Origin of the sequence: Streptomyces sp. NPDC001717, from assembly GCF_042892775.1 — a bacterium.
Classification (GTDB): Bacteria; Actinomycetota; Actinomycetes; order Streptomycetales; family Streptomycetaceae; genus Streptomyces.
In genome coordinates this window covers 85,758-108,750 of sequence record NZ_JBIAUK010000007.1, presented here as the reverse complement: position 1 = coordinate 108,750, position 22,993 = coordinate 85,758, and the positions used below count along the sequence as shown (strand labels likewise).

The 22,993-nt window shown below is 72.2% G+C and carries 27 protein-coding genes and 1 pseudogene; 9 read left to right on the top strand and 19 right to left on the bottom strand.

The genetic code is table 11. From position 1 onward, the window contains the following. Positions 1-85: 85 nt before the first annotated feature. Positions 86-2,191, top strand: coding sequence for a PhoX family protein (locus ACFYZL_RS15120; RefSeq protein ID WP_384752417.1), 2,106 nt, complete (start codon positions 86-88; stop codon positions 2,189-2,191). A gap of 88 nt (positions 2,192-2,279) precedes the next feature. Here ACFYZL_RS15120 and ACFYZL_RS15115 read toward each other — a convergent pair whose 3' ends face one another. The 4 genes from ACFYZL_RS15115 to ACFYZL_RS15100 form a co-directional block, all read right to left on the bottom strand. Continuing rightward, entirely contained in the window at positions 2,280-3,530 is a 1,251-nt protein-coding gene (locus ACFYZL_RS15115; RefSeq protein WP_384752420.1) for a sensor histidine kinase, read from the bottom strand. Then, entirely contained in the window at positions 3,527-4,216 is a 690-nt protein-coding gene (locus ACFYZL_RS15110; RefSeq protein ID WP_384752423.1) for a hypothetical protein, read from the bottom strand. Before ACFYZL_RS15110 ends, ACFYZL_RS15115 begins: the two co-directional genes overlap by 4 nt. Positions 4,217-4,375: 159 nt before the next feature. Further along, entirely contained in the window at positions 4,376-6,370 is a 1,995-nt protein-coding gene (locus ACFYZL_RS15105; protein WP_384752426.1) for an FUSC family protein, read from the bottom strand. Between the two features lie 81 nt (positions 6,371-6,451). Next, positions 6,452-7,279, bottom strand: coding sequence for a hypothetical protein (locus ACFYZL_RS15100; protein WP_388679201.1), 828 nt, complete (start codon positions 7,277-7,279; stop codon positions 6,452-6,454). Positions 7,280-7,417: 138 nt separating this feature from the next. Between ACFYZL_RS15100 and ACFYZL_RS15095 the strand changes: the two are divergent. Both ACFYZL_RS15095 and ACFYZL_RS15090 read left to right on the top strand, forming a co-directional pair. Then, positions 7,418-7,546, top strand: a pseudogene (locus ACFYZL_RS15095) (RidA family protein); the annotation flags it as partial. A gap of 71 nt (positions 7,547-7,617) precedes the next feature. Further along, entirely contained in the window at positions 7,618-8,022 is a 405-nt protein-coding gene (locus ACFYZL_RS15090; protein WP_384752432.1) for a hypothetical protein, read from the top strand. A 110-nt stretch (positions 8,023-8,132) separates the two neighbouring features. Here the strand turns inward: ACFYZL_RS15090 and ACFYZL_RS15085 are convergent, their stop codons facing one another. The 6 genes from ACFYZL_RS15085 to ACFYZL_RS15060 all read right to left on the bottom strand — a co-directional run bounded on the left by ACFYZL_RS15085 (position 8,133) and on the right by ACFYZL_RS15060 (position 10,996). Further along, on the bottom strand, positions 8,133-8,342 hold the full coding sequence (locus ACFYZL_RS15085; RefSeq protein ID WP_388679198.1) for a hypothetical protein: 210 nt from the start codon (positions 8,340-8,342) through the stop codon (positions 8,133-8,135). A gap of 66 nt (positions 8,343-8,408) precedes the next feature. Beyond that, positions 8,409-8,750 carry a hypothetical protein gene (locus ACFYZL_RS15080; RefSeq protein ID WP_384752438.1) on the bottom strand — a complete coding sequence of 114 codons (342 nt, stop codon included), beginning with the start codon at positions 8,748-8,750 and terminating at the stop codon, positions 8,409-8,411. A 78-nt stretch (positions 8,751-8,828) separates the two neighbouring features. Continuing rightward, on the bottom strand, positions 8,829-9,449 hold the full coding sequence (locus tag ACFYZL_RS15075) for a hypothetical protein (RefSeq protein WP_384752440.1): 621 nt from the start codon (positions 9,447-9,449) through the stop codon (positions 8,829-8,831). A gap of 235 nt (positions 9,450-9,684) precedes the next feature. Beyond that, positions 9,685-9,948 carry a hypothetical protein gene (locus ACFYZL_RS15070; RefSeq protein ID WP_384752443.1) on the bottom strand — a complete coding sequence of 88 codons (264 nt, stop codon included), beginning with the start codon at positions 9,946-9,948 and terminating at the stop codon, positions 9,685-9,687. 31 nt (positions 9,949-9,979) lie between these two features. Then, complete coding sequence (locus ACFYZL_RS15065; protein WP_384729418.1) at positions 9,980-10,741, bottom strand: CbtA family protein; 762 nt, start codon at positions 10,739-10,741, stop codon at positions 9,980-9,982. Between the two features lie 42 nt (positions 10,742-10,783). Next, positions 10,784-10,996 carry a CbtB-domain containing protein gene (locus tag ACFYZL_RS15060; RefSeq protein ID WP_384580282.1) on the bottom strand — a complete coding sequence of 71 codons (213 nt, stop codon included), beginning with the start codon at positions 10,994-10,996 and terminating at the stop codon, positions 10,784-10,786. 220 nt (positions 10,997-11,216) lie between these two features. On the opposite strand from ACFYZL_RS15060, the gene ACFYZL_RS15055 reads away from it, so the two are divergent. Continuing rightward, on the top strand, positions 11,217-11,681 hold the full coding sequence (locus ACFYZL_RS15055) for a histidine phosphatase family protein (protein ID WP_388679192.1): 465 nt from the start codon (positions 11,217-11,219) through the stop codon (positions 11,679-11,681). Between the two features lie 37 nt (positions 11,682-11,718). Here ACFYZL_RS15055 and pucL read toward each other — a convergent pair whose 3' ends face one another. From pucL to ACFYZL_RS15030, 5 genes are all read right to left on the bottom strand, one after another. Beyond that, entirely contained in the window at positions 11,719-12,636 is a 918-nt protein-coding gene (pucL, locus tag ACFYZL_RS15050; RefSeq protein WP_376660728.1) for a factor-independent urate hydroxylase, read from the bottom strand. 231 nt (positions 12,637-12,867) lie between these two features. After that, the gene (locus ACFYZL_RS15045) at positions 12,868-14,229 is read right to left on the bottom strand and encodes an aspartate aminotransferase family protein (RefSeq protein ID WP_384752451.1); all 1,362 of its coding nucleotides are present in this window, start codon (positions 14,227-14,229) and stop codon (positions 12,868-12,870) included. A 92-nt stretch (positions 14,230-14,321) separates the two neighbouring features. Further along, positions 14,322-15,062: an SDR family NAD(P)-dependent oxidoreductase gene (locus ACFYZL_RS15040; protein WP_384752453.1), complete on the bottom strand. Its 741-nt coding sequence runs from the start codon at positions 15,060-15,062 to the stop codon at positions 14,322-14,324. Between the two features lie 118 nt (positions 15,063-15,180). Then, positions 15,181-15,549 (bottom strand): hypothetical protein, encoded by a 369-nt coding sequence (locus ACFYZL_RS15035; RefSeq protein WP_384752456.1) that lies wholly within the window; start codon positions 15,547-15,549, stop codon positions 15,181-15,183. Positions 15,550-15,664: 115 nt separating this feature from the next. Beyond that, entirely contained in the window at positions 15,665-15,868 is a 204-nt protein-coding gene (locus tag ACFYZL_RS15030; RefSeq protein ID WP_376659720.1) for a cold-shock protein, read from the bottom strand. A 268-nt stretch (positions 15,869-16,136) separates the two neighbouring features. Here ACFYZL_RS15030 and ACFYZL_RS15025 point away from each other — a divergent pair, with 268 nt between their 5' ends. From ACFYZL_RS15025 to ACFYZL_RS15015, 3 genes are read left to right on the top strand one after another with little or no spacing between them, the layout of a single operon-like run. Continuing rightward, positions 16,137-17,480 (top strand): alpha/beta hydrolase, encoded by a 1,344-nt coding sequence (locus ACFYZL_RS15025; protein ID WP_388679185.1) that lies wholly within the window; start codon positions 16,137-16,139, stop codon positions 17,478-17,480. Next, positions 17,477-18,010, top strand: a complete 534-nt coding sequence (locus tag ACFYZL_RS15020; protein WP_384752462.1) for an RNA polymerase sigma factor — start codon at positions 17,477-17,479, stop codon at positions 18,008-18,010. The genes ACFYZL_RS15025 and ACFYZL_RS15020 overlap by 4 nt, the downstream gene beginning before the upstream one ends. Next, a complete protein-coding gene (locus ACFYZL_RS15015; RefSeq protein ID WP_384752465.1) occupies positions 18,010-18,483 on the top strand; it encodes a hypothetical protein in 474 nt (157 codons plus the stop codon). Before ACFYZL_RS15020 ends, ACFYZL_RS15015 begins: the two co-directional genes overlap by 1 nt. Here ACFYZL_RS15015 and ACFYZL_RS15010 read toward each other — a convergent pair. Beyond that, positions 18,480-19,220, bottom strand: a complete 741-nt coding sequence (locus ACFYZL_RS15010; RefSeq protein ID WP_384752479.1) for a PP2C family protein-serine/threonine phosphatase — start codon at positions 19,218-19,220, stop codon at positions 18,480-18,482. The two genes, ACFYZL_RS15015 and ACFYZL_RS15010, sit on opposite strands and share 4 nt — an antisense overlap. A 4-nt stretch (positions 19,221-19,224) precedes the next feature. Between ACFYZL_RS15010 and ACFYZL_RS15005 the strand changes: the two genes are divergently transcribed. Beyond that, positions 19,225-19,662, top strand: coding sequence for a hypothetical protein (locus ACFYZL_RS15005; RefSeq protein WP_384752468.1), 438 nt, complete (start codon positions 19,225-19,227; stop codon positions 19,660-19,662). Positions 19,663-19,820: 158 nt separating this feature from the next. Here ACFYZL_RS15005 and ACFYZL_RS15000 read toward each other — a convergent pair whose 3' ends face one another. Together ACFYZL_RS15000 and ACFYZL_RS14995 are read right to left on the bottom strand one after the other, a co-directional pair. Next, positions 19,821-20,318, bottom strand: coding sequence for an anthrone oxygenase family protein (locus ACFYZL_RS15000; RefSeq protein ID WP_388679180.1), 498 nt, complete (start codon positions 20,316-20,318; stop codon positions 19,821-19,823). Positions 20,319-20,329: 11 nt separating this feature from the next. Continuing rightward, positions 20,330-20,962, bottom strand: a complete 633-nt coding sequence (locus tag ACFYZL_RS14995) for a maleylpyruvate isomerase family mycothiol-dependent enzyme (protein WP_388679177.1) — start codon at positions 20,960-20,962, stop codon at positions 20,330-20,332. A gap of 71 nt (positions 20,963-21,033) precedes the next feature. Here ACFYZL_RS14995 and ACFYZL_RS14990 point away from each other — a divergent pair, with 71 nt between their 5' ends. Then, a complete protein-coding gene (locus tag ACFYZL_RS14990; RefSeq protein ID WP_388679174.1) occupies positions 21,034-21,957 on the top strand; it encodes a LysR family transcriptional regulator in 924 nt (307 codons plus the stop codon). 6 nt (positions 21,958-21,963) lie between these two features. Here the strand turns inward: ACFYZL_RS14990 and ACFYZL_RS14985 are convergent, their stop codons facing one another. Next, positions 21,964-22,905: an alpha/beta fold hydrolase gene (locus ACFYZL_RS14985; RefSeq protein WP_388679171.1), complete on the bottom strand. Its 942-nt coding sequence runs from the start codon at positions 22,903-22,905 to the stop codon at positions 21,964-21,966. Positions 22,906-22,993 lie beyond the last annotated feature (88 nt).

The following is a 22,993-nucleotide window of genomic DNA, read 5'->3' as shown; positions in this document are numbered from 1 at the left end:
CGCTTCGGCGCAACCCGCGCCTAGCGTCGCCGCTGGATTGTTCCGACACGTTGTCGGCGCCCAAGCAGCTACTCGGAGGACACTCGTGCGCAAGCTTCTCCCGCTCCTCGGCAACCCGCATGGGGGCGGCCGTTCCGCCCTCACCTGCCGCTACCGCTGCGGCGACGCATGCTTCCACGAGGTGCCCAACACCAGCGACAACGAGTACGTCGGCGATGTCATCGCCAAGGCCTACTCCCGCCGCTCCATGCTGCGCACGGCCGCCGTCGTGACCGTCGCCACCGCCGGCGGTACGGCCATCGCCCTCACCGGCCCCGGCCAGAGCGCCAACGCCACCCCGACCGGTGAGGCCGGTGCCGCGGGCGCCGCCGGAACCGGTGCCGGCGAGGCCGCCCGCGGCCTGCGCTTCACGCCCGTCGCGCCGAACACCGCCGACCAGGTCACCATCCCCGAGGGCCACGACCAGAACGTGGTCATCCGCTGGGGCGACCCGATCGTCAAGGGTGCCCCGGGCTTCAACGCCGACAAGCAGACCGCCGCCGCCCAGGCCGGTCAGTTCGGCTACAACAACGACTTCCTGAGCCTTCTCCCGCTCGGCGACAAGTACGCCCGCCAGCAGCTGCTCGTGGCCAACCACGAGTACACCGACGAGAACCTCATGTTCAAGGGCTACGACCCGGCCAACCCGACCCGCGAGCAGGTCGAGATCGCCTGGGCCGCCCACGGCCTCGGTGTCGTCGTGGTCCAGGAGGACCACCGTAGCGGCAAGCTGACCTCCGTCAGCCGCCACGAGCTCAACCGTCGCCTCACCGCCACCAGCGTGTTCAAGCTGACCGGCCCGGCCGCGGGCAGCGCCCTCCTCAAGACCTCCGCCGACCCGACCGGCACCAAGGTCCTCGGCACGCTGAACAACTGCTCCGGCGGCACCACCCCGTGGGGCACCACCCTCCACGGCGAGGAGAACATCAACCAGTACTTCGCCAACGCCGGCAAGGTCACCGAGCCCGTCCAGGCCGCCCGCCTGAAGCGCTACGGCGTGACGACCGGCGAGACCGAGCGCAAGTGGGAGCGGTTCGACAAGCGCTTCGACGTCGCGCAGGAGCCCAACGAGGTCAACCGCTTCGGCTGGGTCGTCGAGCTCGACCCGTACGACCCGAACTCCGTCCCGCGCAAGCGCACCGCGCTGGGCCGCTTCAAGCACGAGGGCGCGCAGCCCCGCCTGACCGAGGACGGCCGCCCGGTCGTCTACATGGGCGACGACGAGCGCTTCGACTACTTCTACAAGTTCGTGTCGAGCAAGCAGATGAAGAAGGGGAACAGCCGCGCGGCGAAGGAGCACAACCTGACGCTCCTCGACGAGGGCACCCTCTACGTCGCCAAGCTCACCGGTGACTCGCCGGCCGAGCAGATCGACGGCTCCGGCAAGCTCCCCAACGACGGCGAGTTCGACGGCACGGGCGTGTGGATCAAGCTCGCGACCGCGACCGCGACCGGCGCCGTCTCGCACGTCGAGGGCATGACCGCCGAGGAGGTGTACACCTTCACGCGCCAGGCCGGCGACAAGGTGGGCGCCACCAAGATGGACCGTCCCGAGGACATCGAGCCGTCGCCGCGCACCGGCCGCGTCTACGTGGTGCTGACCAACAACAGCAACCGCGGCAAGGCCGGTCAGCCCGGTGCGGACGAGGCGAACCCGCGCAACCAGAACAAGCACGGCCAGATCCTGGAGCTCGCCGAGTTCTTCGACGACCCGGCCGGCGAGGGCTTCGCCTGGCGCCTCTTCCTGGTCGCCGGTGACCCGACCGACCCGGCCACCTACTTCGCGGGCTTCCCGAAGGACAAGGTCAGCCCGATCTCCTGCCCGGACAACGTGACCTTCGACCCGCACGGCAACCTGTGGATCTCCACGGACGGCAACCAGCTCGGCTCCCACGACGGCCTGTTCGGCGTCGCCACCGCCGGTGAGCGCCGCGGTGAGCTGAAGCAGTTCCTGACGGTCCCGCGCGGCGCCGAGACCTGCGGTCCGCTGGTCCAGGACAAGCGCGTCCTCGTCGCCGTCCAGCACCCGGGCGAGATCGACGGTGCGTCCGTCGAGAAGCCGCAGTCGGTGTGGCCCGACGGTCCGGGCAAGATCGTCCGCCCGGCGGTCGTGTCGGTCTGGCGCAAGGACGGCAAGAACATCGGTCTCTGACCGGTGCGTTGAAGTCCGACAGTTGACCGTTTCACGTGAAACATCCCTTCCCGTGTGGATGTTTCACGTGAAACACCCCTCAACTCCCTCAACTCCCTCCGGGCAGGCGGCCCACGGGAAGTCTGAGCGTCGTGATCGCGCCTCCGTCCGGGGCGTTGGCGAAGCTCAGCTCGATCTCCAGCACCGCCGCCTGCCCGGCCGCGATCGTCAGGCCGAGGCCGTGGCCCCGCCCGCGGCCCGGGTCCCCGGTGCGGAAGCGCTGTGGGCCGTGCTCGATCAGTTCGGCGGGGTAGCCGGGCCCGTGGTCGCGGAGCACCACGACGGGCCCGTCCACCGTCACCTCCACCGGCGGCCGTCCGTGTTTGTGGGCGTTGGCCAACAGGTTCGCCAGGATCCGGTCCAGGCGCCGCCGGTCGGTCAGCACCTCCGTGTCACGGACCACCCGCACCGCGGCGGGCAGCCCGGTCCCGGCGACGGCCCGTTCCACCGCCCGGCCGAGTTCCATCCGGCTCAGGTCGGCCCGTTCGACTCCGGAGTCGAGCCGGGAGATCTCCAGCAGGTCCTCGGTCAGCAGGTGCATGGCCCTGAGACGGTCGTTGATCATCTCCTTGGGGCGGCCTTCCGGCAGCAGTGCCGCCGCGGCCAGCGAGCCGGTGAGCGGGGTGCGCAGTTCGTGCGCGACGTCCGCCGTGAACCGCTTCTCCGCCTCCAGCCGTTCCTGGAGCGAGCCGGCCATCGAGTCCAGCGCATGGGCCACGTCCCGTACCTCGTCGCGTGAGCCGGTCTGCAGGGGATCGTCGCTGTCCGCGGGGAAGTCCACGCGTGCGTCGAGGTCGCCGGCGCTGATCCGGCGGGCCACCGCGGCCGTGGCCGTGAGCCGTCGGCTGATCCGATTGGCGAGGAACAGCCCGGCCAGTGCCACCACCCCGGCCGCGACCACGGCGGAGGCCAGGATCGCGGTGTCGATGTCCCGCAGCCGCTTTCGGGTGTTCTCGAACGGGATCCACACCGCGAGGGCCTTGTCGTCGGCGGGTCCGGCGGCCCACATCACGGGCTTCTCCTTGTACGAGCCGACCATGCTCCCGGTGTCACCGCGCGCGACGAGCGCGCGCAGGGGTCCGGGCAGGTCGGCCGGGTCGAGGAGGGAGTTCACGTCGCCGTGCGCGGTCCCGTACTCGTAGTGGCCGAGGGCGTGGTCGAGGTCCCGGTCCGCCTCCTTACGGACCTCGCCGACGATCTGCCGGGCGACCACGTTGTGCACGAGGATGCCGAGCGCGGCGGCGACCATGCAGCACACCATCGTGGTGGTCAGGGCGATCCGCCAGCGCAGACTGCTCATGGCGCGCATCGTGCCCCATCTCCGCCGGGGCAGTCGTCGAGGGTGAGCTGGGACAGGTTCATGGTCCCGGATGCGGGGTCCCACACGTAGTCGGAGACGGCGACGTAGGCGGGGTTCGAGGTCGGCTCACGCACGGCGAGGTGCTCGGCGGCCACCTCCACGCCCTCCAGGACCGCGCGGCGGGACAGGATCCGGGCGATGCGGCCGTCGTCCCGGAGGGTGTAGACGCGGAGCTCGCTGAGGCGGCCGTCGAGGTCCAGTGCGGTGATCAGCTCATCGCGGCCGTCGCCGGTCAGGTCGTGCAGCACGGCCGGTCGGAGGGGGCAGTCGTCGTCCACAGCCTGTGTGCAGAGCGCGAGCCGCTGGAGGGCGCGGGGGTCGACGAGGCGGCCGGTGCCGCCGTCCTGGGTGACGGAGGCCTTCATGTCGGCCCGTACGACGGCCAAGGGGTCCACGCCGCGCATCCCCTTCTCGCCGGTCCCCGCCACCTTGGGTATCCCCGGGACGACCGCGGCGGTGCCGGGCTGTTGGGCGGGGTCGGGCCGGTCGGGGCGGTACTCCTTCCACAGGCTCTGCGGTGCGTGCACGGTGCCGAGGTCGCCGGAGCTCTGGAGGCCCTCGGCGTCGGCGCAGCCCGCCGTGGCCGCCAGGAGGGCGGCGGTGGCCAGGATGCGGGGGCTGCGCATGCCTCGATGCTCCCCCGCCGGCCGCCCTCCGGCCCGGCCCCACGTCTGTTCGGGCTACCCGGCACGGCAGATCCGGCCTCGCCGGCGTGTGAGGCGCGGGTTGCGGGGCGGAGCCCCAGGGAACGGTGGAAGGGCGGGTAGGGGGCGTACGAGGCCGGGTCAGGGGTCCTGGCGGGTGATGGCTCGGGCGGCCACGACCTCCTGGCGGACCGGGGCCAGGACGCTGGATTCGTCCGGGTCCAGGGGGACGTCCACATGGAACGGGGTCGTGGTCGAGCGGACGTTCTCCGCCAGCTCGCGCAGCTGCCGCGTGATCCACTCGACCTCGCCCGCCGCAGGCGGCACCGCTCCGTGGTTGACCCGCACCCGCGCCGCCGTGGTCGCGTCCACGATCCGTTCGACGGCCACCACCAGCGGCCACCACGCCGTGGCACGGGCACCCGTCGGCGGGGGCTCGGTCAGGGCCCGCTGGAACTCGCTCCGCACCCCCGACAGGTCCCGGTAGATCCGCCGCCGCGCCTGGAGACGGGCCTGCCGGACCGCCCGCAGCTCGGCGTCGTCCGCGACCGGCGCGAACGCCCGCTCCACGTACCCGGCGGCATCGTCCACGGTCCGCGCCAGCCGGTCGCCGATCCGGGTGTGCCAGCTCTCGGGCCACAGCAGGTAGCCGAAGACCAGGGTGATGGCGCAGCCGATCAGGCTGTCCACCAGCCGCGGCCGGATCAGGTCGAAGCCCTGGTGGTTGAGCAGGTCCGAGAGGAGCAGGATGACCGGGGTGATCGCCGCGGTCTGAAAGGCGTACCCCTTGGCGGAGAAGGCGGGGATGAGGGCGGCCAGGAGCATCATCACCGGCACGTCCCACCAGCCGCGCGGTACTTCCGACAGCACGGCGGCCGCGATCACCAGCCCCCCGGCGGTGCCCAGCGCGCGCAGCACGGCCCGCGAGAACACCGAACCGAAGTCGGGCTTGAGGACGAAGGTGACCGTCAGCGCGACCCAGTAGGACCGCTCCACCTCGATGAGGGAGACGAACGACTGGGCGAGACCGATGCACAGGGCGAGGCGCAGGCCGTACCGCCAGGAGGCGCCGGACAGCACCATGCCGCGCACCGCCCGCCGCGCCCTCAGTCGCAGGGCGGCGGGGCGGCCGAGGCGGTCGTCGACGTTGTGGATGTCGGGCTCGGCCAGGTACACGATGGCCGCCGCGTGCCGCAGCGCCGCGTCCACGGCCCGCTCGGCCGGGGTGTGGGGTTCGGGCAGGTCCAGCACCGGGGTTCCGGTGCGGCCCTCCTCGACGGCCGTGGCCAGGTCCCGGACCGCCGCCGGGATCGCGGGCGGTACCGGCCGGCGGCGCTGGTGCGCGGCCGGCACGGCCTCCACCAGCGGGATCACCACGTTGAGCTGGGCCAGCATCCGCACCAGCGAGGGGCTGCGGCCGTGCACCCGGGTCCGTCGGCCGAGCACGAGGTCGTAGGCCTGGTTCAGGGACTGGGTGACCTGCCGCCTGCGCTCGTCGAAGGCGGCGCCCGGCCCACCGGCCGCCTCCAGGGCGTCGGCCAGGGCCCGGTAGGTCGCGGCCACGGCGGCCCGCTCCGGCTGCCGCCCGCGCAGCGGCCAGCCCAGCAGGGTCAGGAGGAGGACGAACAGTCCGCCCGCGCTCAGCAGCAGCGGGGCGATCCACCAGGGTCGGGGCATCGGCAGGCCGGCGCCGACGACGGCGTTCAGCAGGAGCAGCAGCCCGGACGCGGAGGCGACCGTGCCGATCGACGAGATCATCCCGGAGACCAGGGCGACGAAGGTGAGGGCGCCGACCGCCACCCAGCCCTGCCCGAAGACCAGGGTGCCCAGCGCGATGCCGACGGCGCCGAAGAACTGCGGTACGGCGATGTTCAGGATCCGCATCCGGTAGGCGTCGGCGGTGTCGCTGATGACTCCGGACAGGGCGCCCATGGAGACGAGCGCGCCGTACTCGGGCTCGTCCAGTGCGAAACCGACCGCGAGCGGGACGGCCAGCGCGATCGCGGCCCGTACGACGGCGGCCCACGGGATCGGGGCCGAACTCGGCTTCAGTCCCGAGAGGAGCCAGTCGGGCGGGGCCAGCGGGTGGTGCCGGGCTCGCCGCGAAGCTATGTGTTCGGTGCGTTCGGTGCTCATTCCCGTTTCCGTGCCGCCGCTCGCGAATCGGTTCTTCTGGTGTTTTACACGTCGTTCTACGTACGTGGGTACCTTCCGAGCTTATGGGGTGCGGCGGCGTCGTCCCGTCAGCCAGGCCGCCAGCGCGGTGGCGAGGCCGACCGCGAGCACCACCCAGGAGGTCGTCCGCAGGAACGCGGTGAGGGCGTCGTACACGGCGCCGGCGGCCGCCCGGTCGATGTCGGCGGGCAGGTCGTCCAGGGTGAGCCTGCGGCACAGGTCCACCGCGACCCACAGCAGACCGGCGCCGATCGCGAGCCCCAACCCCGTGGCGATCACCGCGCTGCGCCGCCGGATGGAGACCGCGATGGCGGCGGCGGCCAGGAAGAGGGTCAGTACGGGCAGCCAGATGCCCGTGATCTGGAGCATGTGGAATCCCTTCCGCAGGGCGCCGAGGTTGTCGTACTCCATGACCTTCACCGAGATGTGGGTCACCGGGATCCGGTCGGCGAAGGGCACGCCGTCGTCGACGAGTTCTCCCTTGACCTGTGCGATCACGGGGGCGAGGTCGATGGTGACGGCGTCCCCGTGGCCGGTGGTGAGCGCTTCGAGGAAGGCGGCGTGCGCGGCGCGGTTCGCGGCGTCCCAGGCGGTCCGGTAGGCCGGGGTGCCGGCGAAGGAGCGCAGGGCCTCGCCGAGCAGGGTGTCCACGCCGCTCTGGAAGGGACCCGCGTCGATCTGCCCGGACAGGGCCCGGCCGGCCTGGGTGACGACGACGCTCCGCACGGCGGGGTCCTCGGCGAGCGGGGACATCGCGGCGGTGTACCGGTCGGCGTCGCCCAACTCGCGGTCGGCCCAGTACGCGACGGCGCTCGCGGGCACGAGCAGCGTCATGAGCACGATGAGGACCGCCGACAGGATGGTGCGCACGTCACCAGGGAAAGCGGGCGCGGGCCCGGGCGCGAGCGGTGCTGCTGCGGGCGGGTGGCGCGGCGTCCTCACGCCCGAGAACGGCGTGGCACCCTTGCGTCCAAGGGCCGCCCGCTCGCCGCCACCTCGCTCGTGGAGGAATTCCTCCTCGAGCAGCTGCACGCCGGCCGGGGCACCGAACTGCCCGCCCGGACCCTGACCGGCGTCGCCGCCCTCGCGCTGCCCGACATGCTCTTCGAGATCGACGCCGTGGCCGTGCGCGGCTGACCCGCGCGGGTGATCCACTTGCCGGTCCGAGGTGCCGGGTGTGCCCTGGATGGAGCAGAGAGGAGCCCGTCATGGCACATGCTGCACCCGCTGCCCATCGGCAGCACCGGCAGATGGCGGACATGACCCACCCGGGCGTGCTCGCCTACGCAGGGCCCTTGCTTCTCGGAATCGTCTACGGCCTCTGGGCCGCCTGGATCGAGCGGCAGGCGGGCCCGGTCACCGTGGCCAACGTGTTCTACGGGATCCTGTGCGGCGTGCTCTTCGCCGGGATCGCGTTCGGCCTCGGCCGAATGGGCCCGAACATCATGCAGGAGGTCCGCGCCGCGGCGTACGGCGCCTTCGGCGGTATCGCCGTGGGATACCTGCACAGCCTCACCGACCAGTCGATCCTCAAGGCCGTCGTGGTGGGCCTCTTCGCCGGCATAGGCGTCGGCGCGGCGGCGTTCTACCGCTTCCACACCCACGAGGACTGAGACGTCGGACTGAACAGTGGCGCCGGTTCCCGTGCCGTGGTCGAACCTCACGTGACCACCCTCCGTTGCCGAGGGCACGGGAACCGGCGCTCCCTCATTCCTGCGGGGCCTTACGCGGCCGGGTCCGCCGGGGCGGTGCCGTTCTGCTCCCGCTCAGGGTCGGAGCCGACCGGCTGAGCGGGCTGAGCGGGCTGAACCGGCTGGAGCGGCTGCGCCGGGCGGGCGGGACGTGCCGGCTCGTTCTGTCGGGCCGGCGGGGCGAAACGGGCGGCCTCGGCACGGAGCATGGCGTTCAGCGCGGCGTACGGGTCGATGGGCATGACGGAACCTCACGGTGTGCGGTGTGCGAAGTGGGGGGTGTGCGTCTGCTCTCGGGCTCGGCCCGGTCAGCAGCGCAGGACCACACTCCGCGCCGTCCCCGTGGACGGCGCCGCTTCGATGGGCCCGCACACGCCGGCGGCCCCGGGGTGTTTCACGTGAAACACCGGGAGCGGCCTCAGTCGTACGCCGGGGACGGCGCGCTCGACCGGTCGTACGGCAGCGCGCAGTTCGGGCTCGGAGCCCGGATCGGACGGCCCCTCGGTGGGTTCCGCGGGCGCGGTGGAGGCGGGCCGTGACTCGGCGGCCGTCGCGGCGGCCGGACCGGCGCCGAACACGCACAGCAGCACGACGCAGACCGCTGTCAGGGCCCGGGTCAGTGCCGCAAGCGCGCATCGCCTCCCGCTCATGCGAGGGGTGTGCCCCGGCATCGGCCGCGGCACCCGGCCGCGCCGCGAGCGTCCCCCGACCGGGGGACGAAGACCCCCCTAGCGGGTGCGGCGCTGCCCCGTGAGGCGGGCCAGAACGGCGGTCTCGCCGCCGACCAGGCGCAGTTGGGGGCGCCCCTCCTGGGCGTCGTTCGCGGAGAGCTCGCCGGGGGAGACCTCGCCGGGGGAGACCCGCACGACGGTGAACACGGCCGTACGACCGTCCGCCCGCGGGATCTCGACGGTCCGGCCCGGCCGCAGTTCGTCGAGCCGGAGCGCTGCCCCGGTGACCGCGGCGGTGCCGGCAGAGCCGGGCGCCGGGCTGCCCGAGTCCCAGGAAGCCGCCCCCCTGGCACCGGTCAGGGGCACGTCGACGCGCAGGCTCGGGATCCGCAGCCGCAGCGGCCGGGCGGCCCGGAGCGGACCGTGGACCGCACGCAGCGGTCCGGGGGCGGTCCTCGGCGACCGGGCCCCCTTGCCGGGGGTGTGTTCCCCGGCGTGTTCCAGCTGCCGGACGAGACGGCGGTGGCCGGACAGGCCCAGTGCCCGGGAGGGCAGCGAGTCGTCGGTGGTCGCGGTCGAGGTGGAGGGCCCGGCGCCCTCGGTACTCTGCAACACCCCGATGCCGGTACACAGCAGAGTCACCGTCAGCGCGGCGACGACCCACTTGGCGCGGGGCATGGCGATCCTTCCCGTCCGGCGCGGACGGCCGGTTCATATGAGCAGTGGACACCTCCTCTGCCCGTCCGCACCGTGTGAAACACCCGAGACTGACGGTGCGTCACGGGTGTCCTCGCCCGGAACCCGGGCGTCTTCGCAGATGGCGGCCGGTCCGCGGGCCGGCCGCCGTGGATGGGGGACCTGCACCCGAACGAGTGAGATGCGGGGAGGTCCTCCGGCTGCCCGTGGGCCGCGGCTACCTGAGCACCGTCACCGCGGCCGCTGCCCCCATCGCCGTCGCCGCGAGGTGTATCGCCGGATGGCCGTAGTCGCCGGACCACAGGTGCCGCACCAGCCCGCCCAGCGCGGCGAGGGAGGCGATCAGGCCGATCTGGCCGAACAGGGTGACGGCGGTGAAGGGGGCCAGGAGCAGCAGGAGCGAGTTCAGCCAGAACGGGCCGGCGCCCGTCCATCCCCGCCATTCCCTGACCGTCGTCGGCACGTACGGCACGTACGGCATGTGCTACCGGCCCCCTCGGGATCTCTTCGACTCAACTCGTCGGCTGCAAAGCCTCCTTGGGTGCGGCGGACGGCACAAGAGCGCGTTCGGCTAGAAATCCGAAGGCGAGGCCGAAAGTCGTCCACAGCGCGGTCTGGATGGCCAGCGACGCGAGGCGGAACTCCCAGATCAGCGCGGCCGGGAAGTCCGCCGGGACCTCGTTGATGCCGGGCAGGACGGCGTACGAGATTCCGACGAGCAGGACGAAGCCCAGGCCGGCGACGACCGAGGCGTTCCAGTTGCCGAGCTTCGGCGCGAGCCGGCGGCCGAGGATCAGCGCGCCCGCCGCGAGCAGGGCGCTCAGGGCGATCATCATCAGGTACAGGGCGGTTCGCCGGGCGGCGGTGTCGGGGTCGCCGACGGCCGGCGGGTTGGCGGGGTACTTGAAGAAGGGGACCAGGGTGACGGTCACGAACAGACCGGCGGTGACCAGCGCTGCCGTGGAGCGCGGGCCGAAGCGGCCGATCCGCCCCAGGGCGAAGCAGAAGACGAGCGCGGCGATGCCACCGAGCGCGACCCCGTAGAGGATCACGCCGGTGCCGAGGCCGGCCGTCGCCTGGAGGGCCCGGCTGACCGGGGCCTCCTCGGCGCCGTGGTCGTGACCGGCCGCTAGGTGGCCGGCCTCCTCGATGGCGATGGCCGCGTCGACCTTGGACTCACCGAGGAGATAGGCGACGAGGAACGCGGCCAGGCCCGCGAGGGCACCGGCCAGCATGCCCCGGACCAGGAGGATGCGGGGTGAGACGGTGTTCATCTGTGGCGATCCCCTTGCGGAGGCGAATGATCCGGCAGGAGATCAGTGGCAGGGGAAGCCGAGCAGGTGGCGGCCGTCGTGCAGCCACTCGTGGATGTTCTCGCCCTGGAAGACGGCGGTGGCGCCCTGCTCGATGCCGACGAAGTAGAGCAGGACCAGCATGAGGACGGCGACGAAGGCGGCCCAGGGGGCGAGCGCGGAGAGCGAGATCGGGGCGACGGCGGGAGCCGTCGTCGGCACGGCGGTGTTGGCCATGTCAGGTACCTCCAGAGGGAACACGCGTCCCGGTCAGTGGTGCTCGCGACGACGGTGGCGGGTCTGACTTCCCTCCCCCCGGGGGAGGATTCACAGTGGCGCGACCGTGCCGGATTCTCACCGATGCTTCCGTCGTACCGTCGTCATGCAGTTGTGTCGTCCGAGACCGTACCGCGCTTACGCTCACCTTATGAACCCCCCATTGGTACGAGTTCATCTCGTGAGATTCCCGCTCGACGCGGCTGCCCGCCAAGGACGTTTCCCAAACACGGGAAACGCGGGAAGCCAGGGGCACGAGGGGCACGAGGGCCTGCGGGGTCTGGACGCCGGCGAGTGGGCGGGACGGACCCTGGACGAGGTGGCCGCCGCGGATCCGGCCGGCGTGCACGCCTGGTTGACGGATCCCGGGTACGCGCCGCCCGGCGGGGAGTCGACGACCGCGCTGATCGCCCGCGTCGGGGCGGAGTTGGCGGCCCTGCCCCCCGGCACGCACCGGTTCACCGTGGAACAGGCCGTCGTACGGGCGGCCGTGGTGCACGCGCTGGAGCTGCCCGCGGCGGCCTTCTGGCGGCTCGACGTACGCCCGGAGTCGGTGACCACCCTCACCGGCCGCGCGGGCCGCTGGAACCTGCTGCTCGGGCAGCAGGACGGCCCGGACCCCGCGACGCGGTCCGGGCCGAACTGAAGGGAGGCCGAGGGCCCGAGGGCCCGAGTGCCGTGCGTTACGCGGTGATCCAGTCGGACGTGGCGATCACGGGCTGGACGCCGTCACGGTGGATGGTGCCCTCGATCAGGCCGTACGGACGGTCGGCCGCGAAGTAGACCTCGTTGTCGTTCTTGAGGCCGAAGGGCTCCAGGTCGACGAGGAAGTGGTGCTTGTTGGGGAGGTTGAGGCGGACCTCGTTGACCTTGGGGCAGTTGTCGAGCACGCGCTCGGCCATCGCGTTCAGGGTCTGCTGCAGCGAGTAGGAGTAGGTCTCCGCGAAGGCTTCCAGCATGTTGCGGCGGACCTTCTTGTACGACTGGTCCCAGTCGTACTCGGTGTCGTCCGCGGCGAGCGCCGAGTGGGCCCAGCGCGCGGTGACCTTGGTCGCCAGGATGCGGTCGTACGCTTCCTTCAGCGTCGTGTACTTGTCCTTGATGTAGCCGTGGAACTCGGAGTTGGTCGAGTTCATCACCGTCAGGTCCTTCAGACCCGAGATGACCTGCAGGCCGGTGGTCTCGCTGTAGGTGATCTGCGCGGTGCGCACTTCCTGGCCCTTGCGGACGAAGGAGTGCTGCTCCTTGCGGGTCGGGACCGGGATGCGGTCCCAGGCGAACTCCTCGATGCGGATCTGCGCCTCGCGGATCGGGGACTGGGAGGAGACGAAGTGCTTGGCGAGCAGGATGCCGAAGGCCTCCGGCGACTCGATGCCGTGCTCCTTGCCGAAGGCGTACACCGTGTTCTTGGTGGTGTCGGTCGGCAGGCAGTTGGCGTTGTCGCCGGTCAGGTGCACGTCGCGGAACTCACCGCGCAGCGCCACCGAGACGTTGAGGTCGCGGATCTCGGCCCAGGAACCGTCGCTGCCCTTGCGGGTCACCTTGACGATGCGGTTCTCGGCCTTGCCGTACTGGTTCTGGCCCAGGACGTGCTTGCTCATGGCTGTCTTCCTTCGGGTACACGGAGTCCGGCTGACTGGATCCCGTACGCCCGGCGTCCAGCGGTAGGCCCGCTCCCCGCCGTTCGGTCCGGAGGACCGCCCCGGGACTGACGTGCATCCCGGTCCGTAGGTGCTCTGTGTCGGATTTCAGCACGTTCACGCGTTGTTCGTAATGGCGCGGAACGTCCAAGACAGGCACCCACGGATTGGGCGACCGTACATTTACGCAGGTCAGGCCATGTGCGCATCGGCCACGGAGAGGGCCTCGTCGAGGATTTCCAGCCCCTTCGCGACGTCCTCGGCCGAAATGTTGCAGGGCGGCGCGATGTGGATGCGGTTGCCCGCGATCAGCGGCCAGAGCCCGCCCTTCTTGCAGGCGGCCCCGAAGGCGGCCATGGGCGCGTTGTCCGCCCCGGCGGCGTTGTACGGGACGAGCGGCTCGCGCGTGGCCGGATCCCGTACGAGCTCCAGCGCCCAGAAGGTGCCGAGCCCGCGGACCTCGCCGATCGAGGGGTGCCGCTCGGCGAGCGCGCGCAGGCCGGGGCCGAGCAGCTCGGCGCCGGTGCGGGCGGACTGCTCGACGATGCCCTCCTCGGCCATGACGCCCAGGGTGGCGACGGCTGCCGCGCAGGCCAGGACGTGCCCGGAGTACGTCAGACCGCCCGGGTAGGGGCGGGTGGCGAAGGTCGCGGCGACGGCGGGCGAGATGGCGACGCCGCCGAGGGGCACGTAACCGCTGTTGACGCCCTTGGCGAAGCACAGCAGGTCGGGGACGACGCCCCAGTGGTCGGCGGCGAACCACGTGCCGGTGCGGCCGAAGCCGACCATGACCTCGTCGAGGACGAGCAGGATGCCGAAGCGGTCGCAGAGGGAGCGCACGCCGGCCAGGTAGCCGTCGGGGTGGACGAGCACGCCGGGGGCGCCCGCGACGGTCTCCAGGACGATCGCGGCGATGGACTGCGGCCCTTCGAAGACGATGGTGTCCTCGAGGTGGCGCAGGGCGCGCTCGCACTCCTCGGCCTCGTTCGCCGCGTAGAAGGGCGAGCGGTAGGCGAAGGGGCCCCAGAAGTGCACGACGCCGGCGGTGGCCGTGTCGTTGCCGAAGCGGCGGGCGTCACCGGTCAGGTTGATCGCGGTGGAGGTGGCGCCGTGGTACGAGCGGTACGCGGACATCACCTTGGGCCGGCCGGTGTGCAGGCGGGCCATGCGGACGGCGTTCTCGACTGCCTCGGCGCCGCCGTTGGTGAAGAAGATCTGATCGAGCTCGCCCGGGGTGCGCTCGGCGATCAGCCGGGCCGCCTCGGAGCGCACGTCCACGGCGAAGCCGGGCGCGACGGTGCACAGCCTGGCCGCCTGCTCCTGGATGGCCGCGGTGACCTTGGGGTGCTGGTAGCCGATGTTGGTGTAGACGAGGGCGCTGGAGAAGTCGAGGTAGCGGTTCCCGTCGTAGTCCCAGAAGTAGGAACCCTCGGCCCCGGCCACGGCGAGCGGGTCGATGAGTTCCTGCGCCGACCAGGAATGGAAGACGTGCTTCCGGTCGGCGTCCTTGACTGCGTCTCGTGCTGCTGAGAGGGCGTCGGCTTCTGCGTTCATGAAACGAGGGTAGTCGTCCAGGATGTGGACACGAGGCCGTGTCCACACCGCGGGACGGCCCGGGGTTCGGCCGCCTGTCGGACGGTCGGGCTTCACACGACGTGGCGGCCGCCGTCCACGGTGAGGACGTCTCCCGTGGTGTACGCGGCGTTGACGAGGTAGAGCGCGGCCTCCGCGACGTCCTCGGGGGTGCCGACGCGGCGCAGCGGGGTGTTCTCGGTGATCCAGTCGCGCGAGCTCTCCCAGACCTGCTCGGCGTCCTCGTACCAGGGGGTGTCGATGAGGCCGGGGGCCACCGCGTTGACGCGGACGGCGGGGCCGAGCTGCGAGGCGAGGAGGCGGGTCATGTGGTTGAGCGCGGCCTTGCTGACGGCGTACGGGACCGAGCTGCCCAGCGCGCGGGTGGCCGAGACGGAGGAGACGTTGACGATCGAGGCCGACTCGGACTTGCGCAGGTGCGGGACGGCCGCGGTGATCATCTGCCAGGCGCCGATGACGTTGACGTCGAAGATCTCGCGCCAGGCGGTGGCGTCGGCGGCCTCCAGGTCGTCGAGCGGGATGAAGCGGGTGACGCCCGCGTTGTTGACCAGGATGTCCAGCCGGCCGTGGGCGTCGGCGGCGCTCCGCACGATCCGCTGCGCGTCCGCGGCGTCGGCGACGTCGCCCTGTACGTAGACCGCCCCGGGCAGCTCGGCGGCCAGCGCCCGTCCGGCGCTCTCGCTGCGGGCGGAGTTCACGACGACGCGGATGCCCTCGGAGCTCAGCCGGCGCGCGATGGCGGCGCCGATGCCGGACGAGGAGCCGGTGATGAGCGCGACGCGGCTCTCGGTCATGGTCTGCCTCCTGGGGTCCTTGATCGTGACGGGGGAGGCGATCGTAACTTGTCACATCGCGGAATATGGTTTCCGCGATGTGAAAGTTCGGTGGGCGTCGAGGGTGGGAGGGGGGAGGTCAGTGATCCGAGTAGCGGAAGTCCCCCACGGTCCAGACGCCGACGTCCGCGATGGCGATCCGGTACATCCCGCCGGTCTCGGGGATGCCCAGGGTGCCCTGGAGGATGCGGGCCACGTGGAAGTGGAGGTGGGACGGCGGCGACCCGGTGCGGTCGGATTCACCGGGGGCGCTGAAGATCTCGGAGAACGGGCCCAGTTGATCGGAATCCCGCAGGACTTCCGCGACGCGCTCGCGCCAGACGCGTTCGGGGGCGAGCCGGCCGGTGATGACGGCGCCGTGGACCACGACGGTCAGGGACATCTGATTGGTTTGCTCCGACTCGACCATGGCGGCGAGGTCGATGAGCAGCGCATCAGGAATCGACATGCCCAGGCACTCTAGCGGCATTCGGGGCGGAGGGCAGTGCGAACGGGCCGGGGTCCGCACCGAAAAGTGCGGGCCCCGGCCCGTGCGCGAGTCCGAGCGTGCGCGTGTCCGCGTGTCAGGCGGGAACGATGTTCTCGGCCTGCGGGCCCTTCTGGCCCTGCGTGACGTCGAAGGTGACCTTCTGGCCTTCCTGAAGCTCGCGGAAGCCGGACGCGGCGATGTTCGAGTAGTGGGCGAACACGTCGGCGCCGCCGCCTTCCTGCTCGATGAAGCCGAAGCCCTTTTCCGAGTTGAACCACTTCACGGTGCCAGATGCCATATGAATTCTCCTTCGTGGAATAAAGGGAAAGTATTTTCGGCCGCGATTGCGGATGTCGGAACACTAGCACGGGCGGGGTCGCGGACGCGGAAATCGAGAGCCGGGAAATTCCGGACCGGCGATAATTAATATCCGTGTCCGAAAGTCCTATGAATCGCGCCTCCGGCGCACATGCGGCCCGGGGGTGCCGAGGTGTGACGCGGGTCACGGGGAATGTCCGCGGGGTCGACCTCCTCTTCCTTCCTGAGACACCGTCAAGGAGGACCAGATGAAGCCCACTTCACCGGCCGGAAAGCGGACCGGTACGTATCTGCGGCTGTGCGGGGCCGCGGCGGCCGCGCTGCTGCTCGCCACGGGCACCGCGCCCGCCGCCTCCGCCGCCCCCGCACCGCGTCCCTCCGTGCGCGAGGCCTACGTCTCCCTGCGCGGCGCCGACGCCCCCGGACCGGCCGCCGAGGACCGCATCCGGGTGCTGAAGGCGGGCTCTCCCCGGGCCCGGCAGGTCCTGGTCCTGGAGCCGGGGCAGTTCGCGGCCGCCGGCAGCCTCGCCCCCGTGGCCCGGCAGCTGGCCGCCCGGCTGCCCGACACCGAGGTCTGGGCCGTCGACCGGCGCGAGCAGAACCTCGCCGACCTCGACGGCTTCCGGCTCCCGCCGGACCGCGCCGCCGAGCACTACCTCGGCGGGCACTACCGCTCGCGGAGCCCGCAGAGCGCCCCGTACGTCGGCGAGTGGGGCCTCGCCGTCGAACTGGCCGACCTGCGCAGGGTCGTGCTGGCGGCCCGGGACGGCGGACGTCGGCAGGTGGTGCTCGGCGGACACTCCTGGGGCGGGACCATCGCCCTCGCCTACGCCGGCTGGGACTTCGACGGCCGCCCCGGCCACCGCGACCTGTCCGGCCTCCTCCTGATCGACGCCGGGGTGCACGACGCGTTCGCCGGGGAGGGCATCACCTACCGGCTGACCGCGGAGCAGGCCGACGCCCGGCGCGCGCGGATCGAAGGCGGCGAAGTCTTCGACGAGGCACTGAACATGGGCCGCACCGAGACCTACGCGATCCTCATGCAACTCGCGGGCGGTTACGCGACGGCCGCACCCGACCGGCCCTCGGAACTCGCCGCGCACCTGCCGGCCTGGCTGCGTCCGCCCGCGGGGACCGGGGTGACCAACGCGGGACTGGTCGAGTGGCTGTACGCCACCCACCCGATGGTGCCGGACATCAGCGTCAACCCGGACTTCACCCCGCCCGCCGCCCTGGCCCGCGCCCTGGCCGCCCCCGAACCCGCCCTCTACCAGTGGTACTGGCCCAGCCGCCTCACCCTGGACCTCGAGGCCGCCGACGCCTTCGCCGACACCGACGTCGCCCGCCGGCTCGGCCTGCGGCTGCGGCACACGCGGGAGATCGACGTACCGCTGTACTCCTTCCAGACGGGCCTGACGCACGGCACGGTCAACGCGTCCGCGCGGTGGCTGGTGGGGCAGTCGCGGATCACCTCGGCGACGTACGCCGAGAACGAGGCCATGACGCACCTGGACCCGCTGTTCGCGTCCCCGGGCCGCAACGCCTTCGTGGACACGGCCGTCCCCTTCCTGGCGGGACTCGGCCGCCGGTGACCGAGAGCGCCACGGCCGCCGGTCCCGCGCGGGACGCGGGCGAGGTCGCCGCACTCGTGCGGGCCGCCCAGCGCGGCGACCGGATGGCCGCCTCGGAGCTGCTGGACCTGCTGACCCCGTACATCGGCCGGCTCTGCGGCCCGATCGCCCTCCAGGACGGCCCGGACGCCACCCAGGAGGCGCTCATCGTGATCTTCCGCAGCCTCGGCCGCCTGCGGGAGCCCGCGGCGCTGTTCGGCTGGGCGCGGGTGATCGCCGTACGGGAGGCCGTACGCGTCGCCCGCAAGGCGGCCCGCAGCGTCCCCGACCCGCTCGACGACGTCCCCGCGCGGGACGATCCGCAACTCGCCGCGGATGTCCACGACGTACTGGAGCGGCTGTCGCCGGCGCACCGGGCCGTACTGGTGCTGCGCGATCTCGAAGGGCTGGACGAGCGTTCCGTCAGTGCGCTCCTCGGCGTGCCCGAACCCACCGTGCGGACCCGGCTGTTCCGGGCCCGCCGCAACTTCCGGAAGGCGTGGGAACGTTGATGGACTCCTGGCCGGTCGCCGAACTCGACCCCGTCCGCAGGCTCCGCGTGATCGCCCGCACCACACCCGGCACGGGCCACGCCGAGCACCTGATCGACGCGCCCTTCGACCGGGTCTGGGCGCTCGCCTCCGACCTGGAACGGCAGATGCCGATGCTGATCACCGACATCCGCTCCTTCACCGTGACCGCGGCCGACGGCGAGCACCTCGAAGCCCGGGCCCGCAGTCCGCTGGGCATGCGGGCGCGCTTCGACGTGGTCCTGCGGCCGGGCTGGTGCCTGATGCAGAGCCGCTTCGTGATCGGCGGGATGGCCGCCGTACCGGAGGGGGAGGGGACCCGGTTCGGTTTCTTCGGCGGCCTGCGGCTGCCCGGCATCGGCCTCGTCGACGGGGCGCTGCGGCCGCTGCTCGCCCCGATGGGCGCACGGGCCCTGAAACGTTTCACGGACCAGCTCCGGCACGGTGACGGTTAGGCGTTGACGCGGATCAGCGCGAGGGTGATGTTGTCGGGCCCCCCGGCCTCGATGGCCGCCTTCCACAGCTCGAAGGCGGCCTTGCCGTCGTCGTGGACCCGCAGCAGCCCTTCGATCTCCTCGTCGGGCAGCGGGTCGGTCAGCCCGTCGCTGCACAGCAGGTAGCGGTCGTCCCCGGTCAGCGGGAAGGACGCCATGTGGGGGGTCACGGTGTTGTGGCCGCGGCTGCCGCCGAGGGTCTGGGTGACCAGGGAGGTGGTCCGGTGCCCCGGCTCCGGCGGCGGGCTGTCGTCCACGCTGACCTGGCGCAGCCCGCCCTTGTCCGCGTGGTAGACCCGGCTGTCGCCGACGTTGAACGCCAACAGGGACTCCCCGAGGACGAGGGCGCCCGCCACGGTGGTGCCCATGGCGGTCAGCTCCGGCCGGCCTTCGGCGGCCGAGTACACCATGCCGTTGCACAGCTCCAGCGCCTCCCCGACGCTCTCCTCGCCCTCCAGGGAGGGGCCGAGCGAGGCGAGCCGGCGTACGACGAGGGCGCTGGCCACCTCGCCGGCCGGCTGGCCGCCGAGCCCGTCGGCGACCGCGACGACCAGCGGACGGCCGAGCGGGAACAGGAAGGTCTGGGGGCTCTCGGTCACCGTCCCGCACAGCGTCCACGGCCCGACGACCAGGCTGTCCTCGTTGTGATCGCGCACCAGCCCGGTGTGGCTCAGGGCGGTCACGGCTACGTACGACACCACGGTGTCCCGCCTCTCCTCGACGGAAGCGTTCCCCGCCACCCATTGTCCGCTCGGCATGCGCCGGGCGGCCCGCCAGAGCACTCTGGTCGTGGAGCTGCCGTTCCCAGACGGGCGGCCTGGTCAGGAAGGACTGCCGGAGATGTTCGCGAGGCTCAGCACCTACCAGGGATCACCGCTTCCGGCGGAGGGGGATCTGGCGGCGAATTCGCAGGCGATCGTCGAGCAGATCCGGGACGCCCCCGGCTTCCGGGGCGCGTACTACCTCGTCGACAGGGCCTCCGGGAAGGCCAAGTCGCTCACCCTGTGGGACGACGAGGAGACCATGCTGGCGAGCGAGGACCGGGCCACCCGCCTCCGCGCGGAATCCGCCCACCGCGAGGGCCAGCGGATCATCACGGTCGAACGCTACGAGGTGGGCTACAGCTACCTGCATCCCTGAGGATCCCGATCCCGGCGGGGCCGACCCCCGCCGGGACGCCCTACGCCCGCGCCACGGCCCGCAGGGGCCCGAGGGCGGCGGCCCGGCAGGCCGGGACGACCGCCGCCGCCGCGCCGACCGCGAGGGAGGGCCCACGGCGATGCCCCCGCCGAGCCCCGTCACCCCCTCCTCTCGGAAGAGACGGCCGGCCTGCCGAGGACGAGGGCGGTGAGCAGGACGAAGGCGGCGAGGGCGGTGAGCGTGCGCAGGTCGTTGAAGAGCTCCCAGCGCCGCAGGATCTCCGCGTGGTCGGCCGGCGGCGCCGAGGTGCGGGCCCATTCCTTGATCCGGCCGTTGATCGGGACGTTGCCGAACCGGGTGATCAGGAACGACGCGAGGGTCAGCAGCCCCGCCGCACCGGCGATCAGCCGGGCGCGCCCTCGGGTGACGACGGCGAGGGCGAGGGAACCCAGCGTCGACGCGGCCATCGCCGCCTGCATGGTGATGCCGTTCGTCTTCATCAGCTCGGCGTGGAACGACAACCGCATGTCGAGCGGTACCGCGCCGAAGGTGGGGACCAGGTTGGCCGCGCCGTACCCGAACGCGCCCGCGAGGAGGCCGGTGGCGATGAGGGCGAGCCCCTGGAGGAGTCGGACGCGCGTGTGCGTCGGTGTCATGGGTGGGCCCCTCACGTCCGGGCGAGGAGGAAGCGGGCGTCCGGTTCGCCGTGAAGGTGTCCCGGGGGGAGCCGCCGTCCGAACGCGAGCAGGAGGAGGTCCTGTGCGGCGCCCGACACGGGCGTTCCGGAGCCGAAGGACCAGTCGAGGTCGGTGGCGCGGAGTTCGATGCCGCTCACGTCCGCCCCGAAGAACTTGAGGGACCTGGCGTTGACGCCCGCCAGGAGGATCCGTACGCGGTCCTCGGGCACCCGGCGGCCGAGGCCCAGCGCGACGGTGATGTCCAGGCCGTGCACCACGTCGTGGCCCAGGGCCGACGCGAGTCCGCCGACCGGGGGCCGCCAGGGGTGGTCCGCGTTGTCCGCGAGCAGCGCGGAGAGCTCGCGCGTCGTGTGCGCGGCCGCGTCCTCGCGCGCGCACCGGTCGGTCATCCGGTGGAGGCTGCCCCGGGAGCGGACCAGCTCCCGGACCATCCTGCCGAGCGGGTAGCGGAACCCCATCGTCATGTGCGCCGCGACCTCCCGGACCCGCCAGCCCGCGCACAGGCTCGGAGCGTCCCACTGCTCGGCCCGCAAACCGTCCAGTACGGCCGAGAGTTCGCGGCGTTCGGCCGCGATCGCGGCCTTGATGTCCGTATTCCCCATGGCTTCAAGGCTGTTGGCCGGCCCGCCACAAGTCCAAGACTTTGCACGTCTCGCAACTAGCATGATCCGTTATGGACATTCGGCAGCTGCGGTACTTCGTCACGGTCGCCGAGGAAGCCAACTTCACCCGCGCCGCCGCGCGTCTGCACCTGGCGCAGCCGGGTGTGAGCGCCCAGGTCCGGCAACTGGAGCGGCAGTTGGGGCACCCGCTGCTCGACCGCTCCGGCCGGTCGGTGACCCTGACGGAGGTGGGCGAGGCCGTACTGCCGTACGCGCGGGCCGCGCTCGCCGCCGTCGACGCGGTACGGGAGACCGCCGACGAGTTCACCGGGCTGCTGCGCGGCCGCGTCGGCCTCGGTCTCGTCTCGGGCGCGGCCGCCGCGGGGAGCGGCTTCGACGCGGCGACCCTGCTGGCCGGTTTCCACGAGGCGCACCCCCGGGTGGAGATCGCACTGACCGAGGACACCTCCGAGCGGATGCTCGCCGCGCTGCACCGCGGGGAGCTCGACATTGCCGTGATAGGACTCGCGGACGAGGAGCCGCCGTCGGGGATCTCCCTCCACGTCGTCGCCGACGTGCCCCTCGTGGCGGCCGTCGCCCCGGACGACCCCGCCCTCACGTCACCGGACCGTACGGTCATCGCCCTGGCCGAGCTCCGGGACCGTCCGCTGATCAGCCTGCCCCGGGGCACGGGCCTGCGCGGGGTGTTCGAGCGGGCGTGCGCGGGGGCGGGGTTCCGGCCCCGTATCGCCTTCGAGGCGAGTGCCCCGCCGTTCCTCGCGCAACTCGCCTCGCGCGGGTTGGGGGTGGCGGTGGTCCCGGCGCTCCCCGCCGACGCGGCGGCGGCCGTGGGGGTGCGGACGCTGGAGATCACCGAGCCCCGGCTGCGCGCCCGGGCCGCCATCGCCTGGCGCACGGACGGCCCCTCCGGTCCCGCGGCCGGCGCCTTCCTGGAACTGCTGCGCAGGAGCTTCCCGCCACCCGACCGCTCCTGAGGGCGGCTACGCCGCCGCGTCGGCGGGGTCGAGGCTGTCGACGTCCTCCATGAAGCTCAGCATCCGGGCGTTGACCAGGTCGGGGTGGTCGATCTGCGGGCCGTGACCGGTCGCGGAGACGATCTCGGCACGGGCCCCCGGGATCACCCGCGGCACCCGCTCCAGCTGCCGCTTCGGGTGGACCAGCAGACTGCGCTTGCCCATGATCAGGTAGAACGGCGTGCGGATGGAGCCCAGTTCGGCGTCGGACAGCGGCAGCGGGGCGGGGCGTTTGATCCGGAAGGCGCGCACCCCCGCCTGGATCCACCTGCGCAGTTCCGGGACGACGAGGACCGGCTGCTCCAGCCACTTGGCGAGGATCGGGCGCAGCGCCTTCGGGGCGAAGGTGGCGAAGAGGCTCGCGAAGATCCAGACGAAGAAGCGCAGCCCCACCTTCTCCAGGCCGCCCGGGTCGAGGGCCGTGACCGAGGCCAGGCGTCCGGGTCGCCGGTGCGCCTGGTTGATGACCAGCCAGCCCCCGTAGGAGGAGCCGACGAGGTGGACCCGGTCCAGGCCGAGGGCGTCGAGCGCCTCGTCCATCCACTGGGCGGCCCGCTCGGGCTGCCACATGGGCTCGCGGTGGACGCTGCGCCCGGGGTCGCCCGGGGTGTCGAGGGCGTAGACGGGGCGATCGGCGCTGAGCGCACGGGTGTTGGGGTACCACTGCGCGGAGCAGCCGCCGGAGCCGTGGATCAGGACGATCGGCGTACGGGACTCGGCCGCCGGGTTCGTGGGTCCGTACCGGTAGACGTGCGTGGTGCCGAAGTCGGTCTCGACGTCCGTCTCGGAGCGTAGGGGCGCTCCCATCGCGAAGAGCGCGTCGCAGGTGGCGAAGTAGCGGTCGCGCAGCTCGTCGCTGACGTAACGGCCGATGTCGCGGCGCGGCTTACGGGTCGTGTTCTCGGGCACGGGGCACCTCCGGGAAGATCCGTTCTTCGTGATACGACCGTACCATGATGTTGGTACGGCGGTACCATGAAAAAGGTCCGGGAGTCCG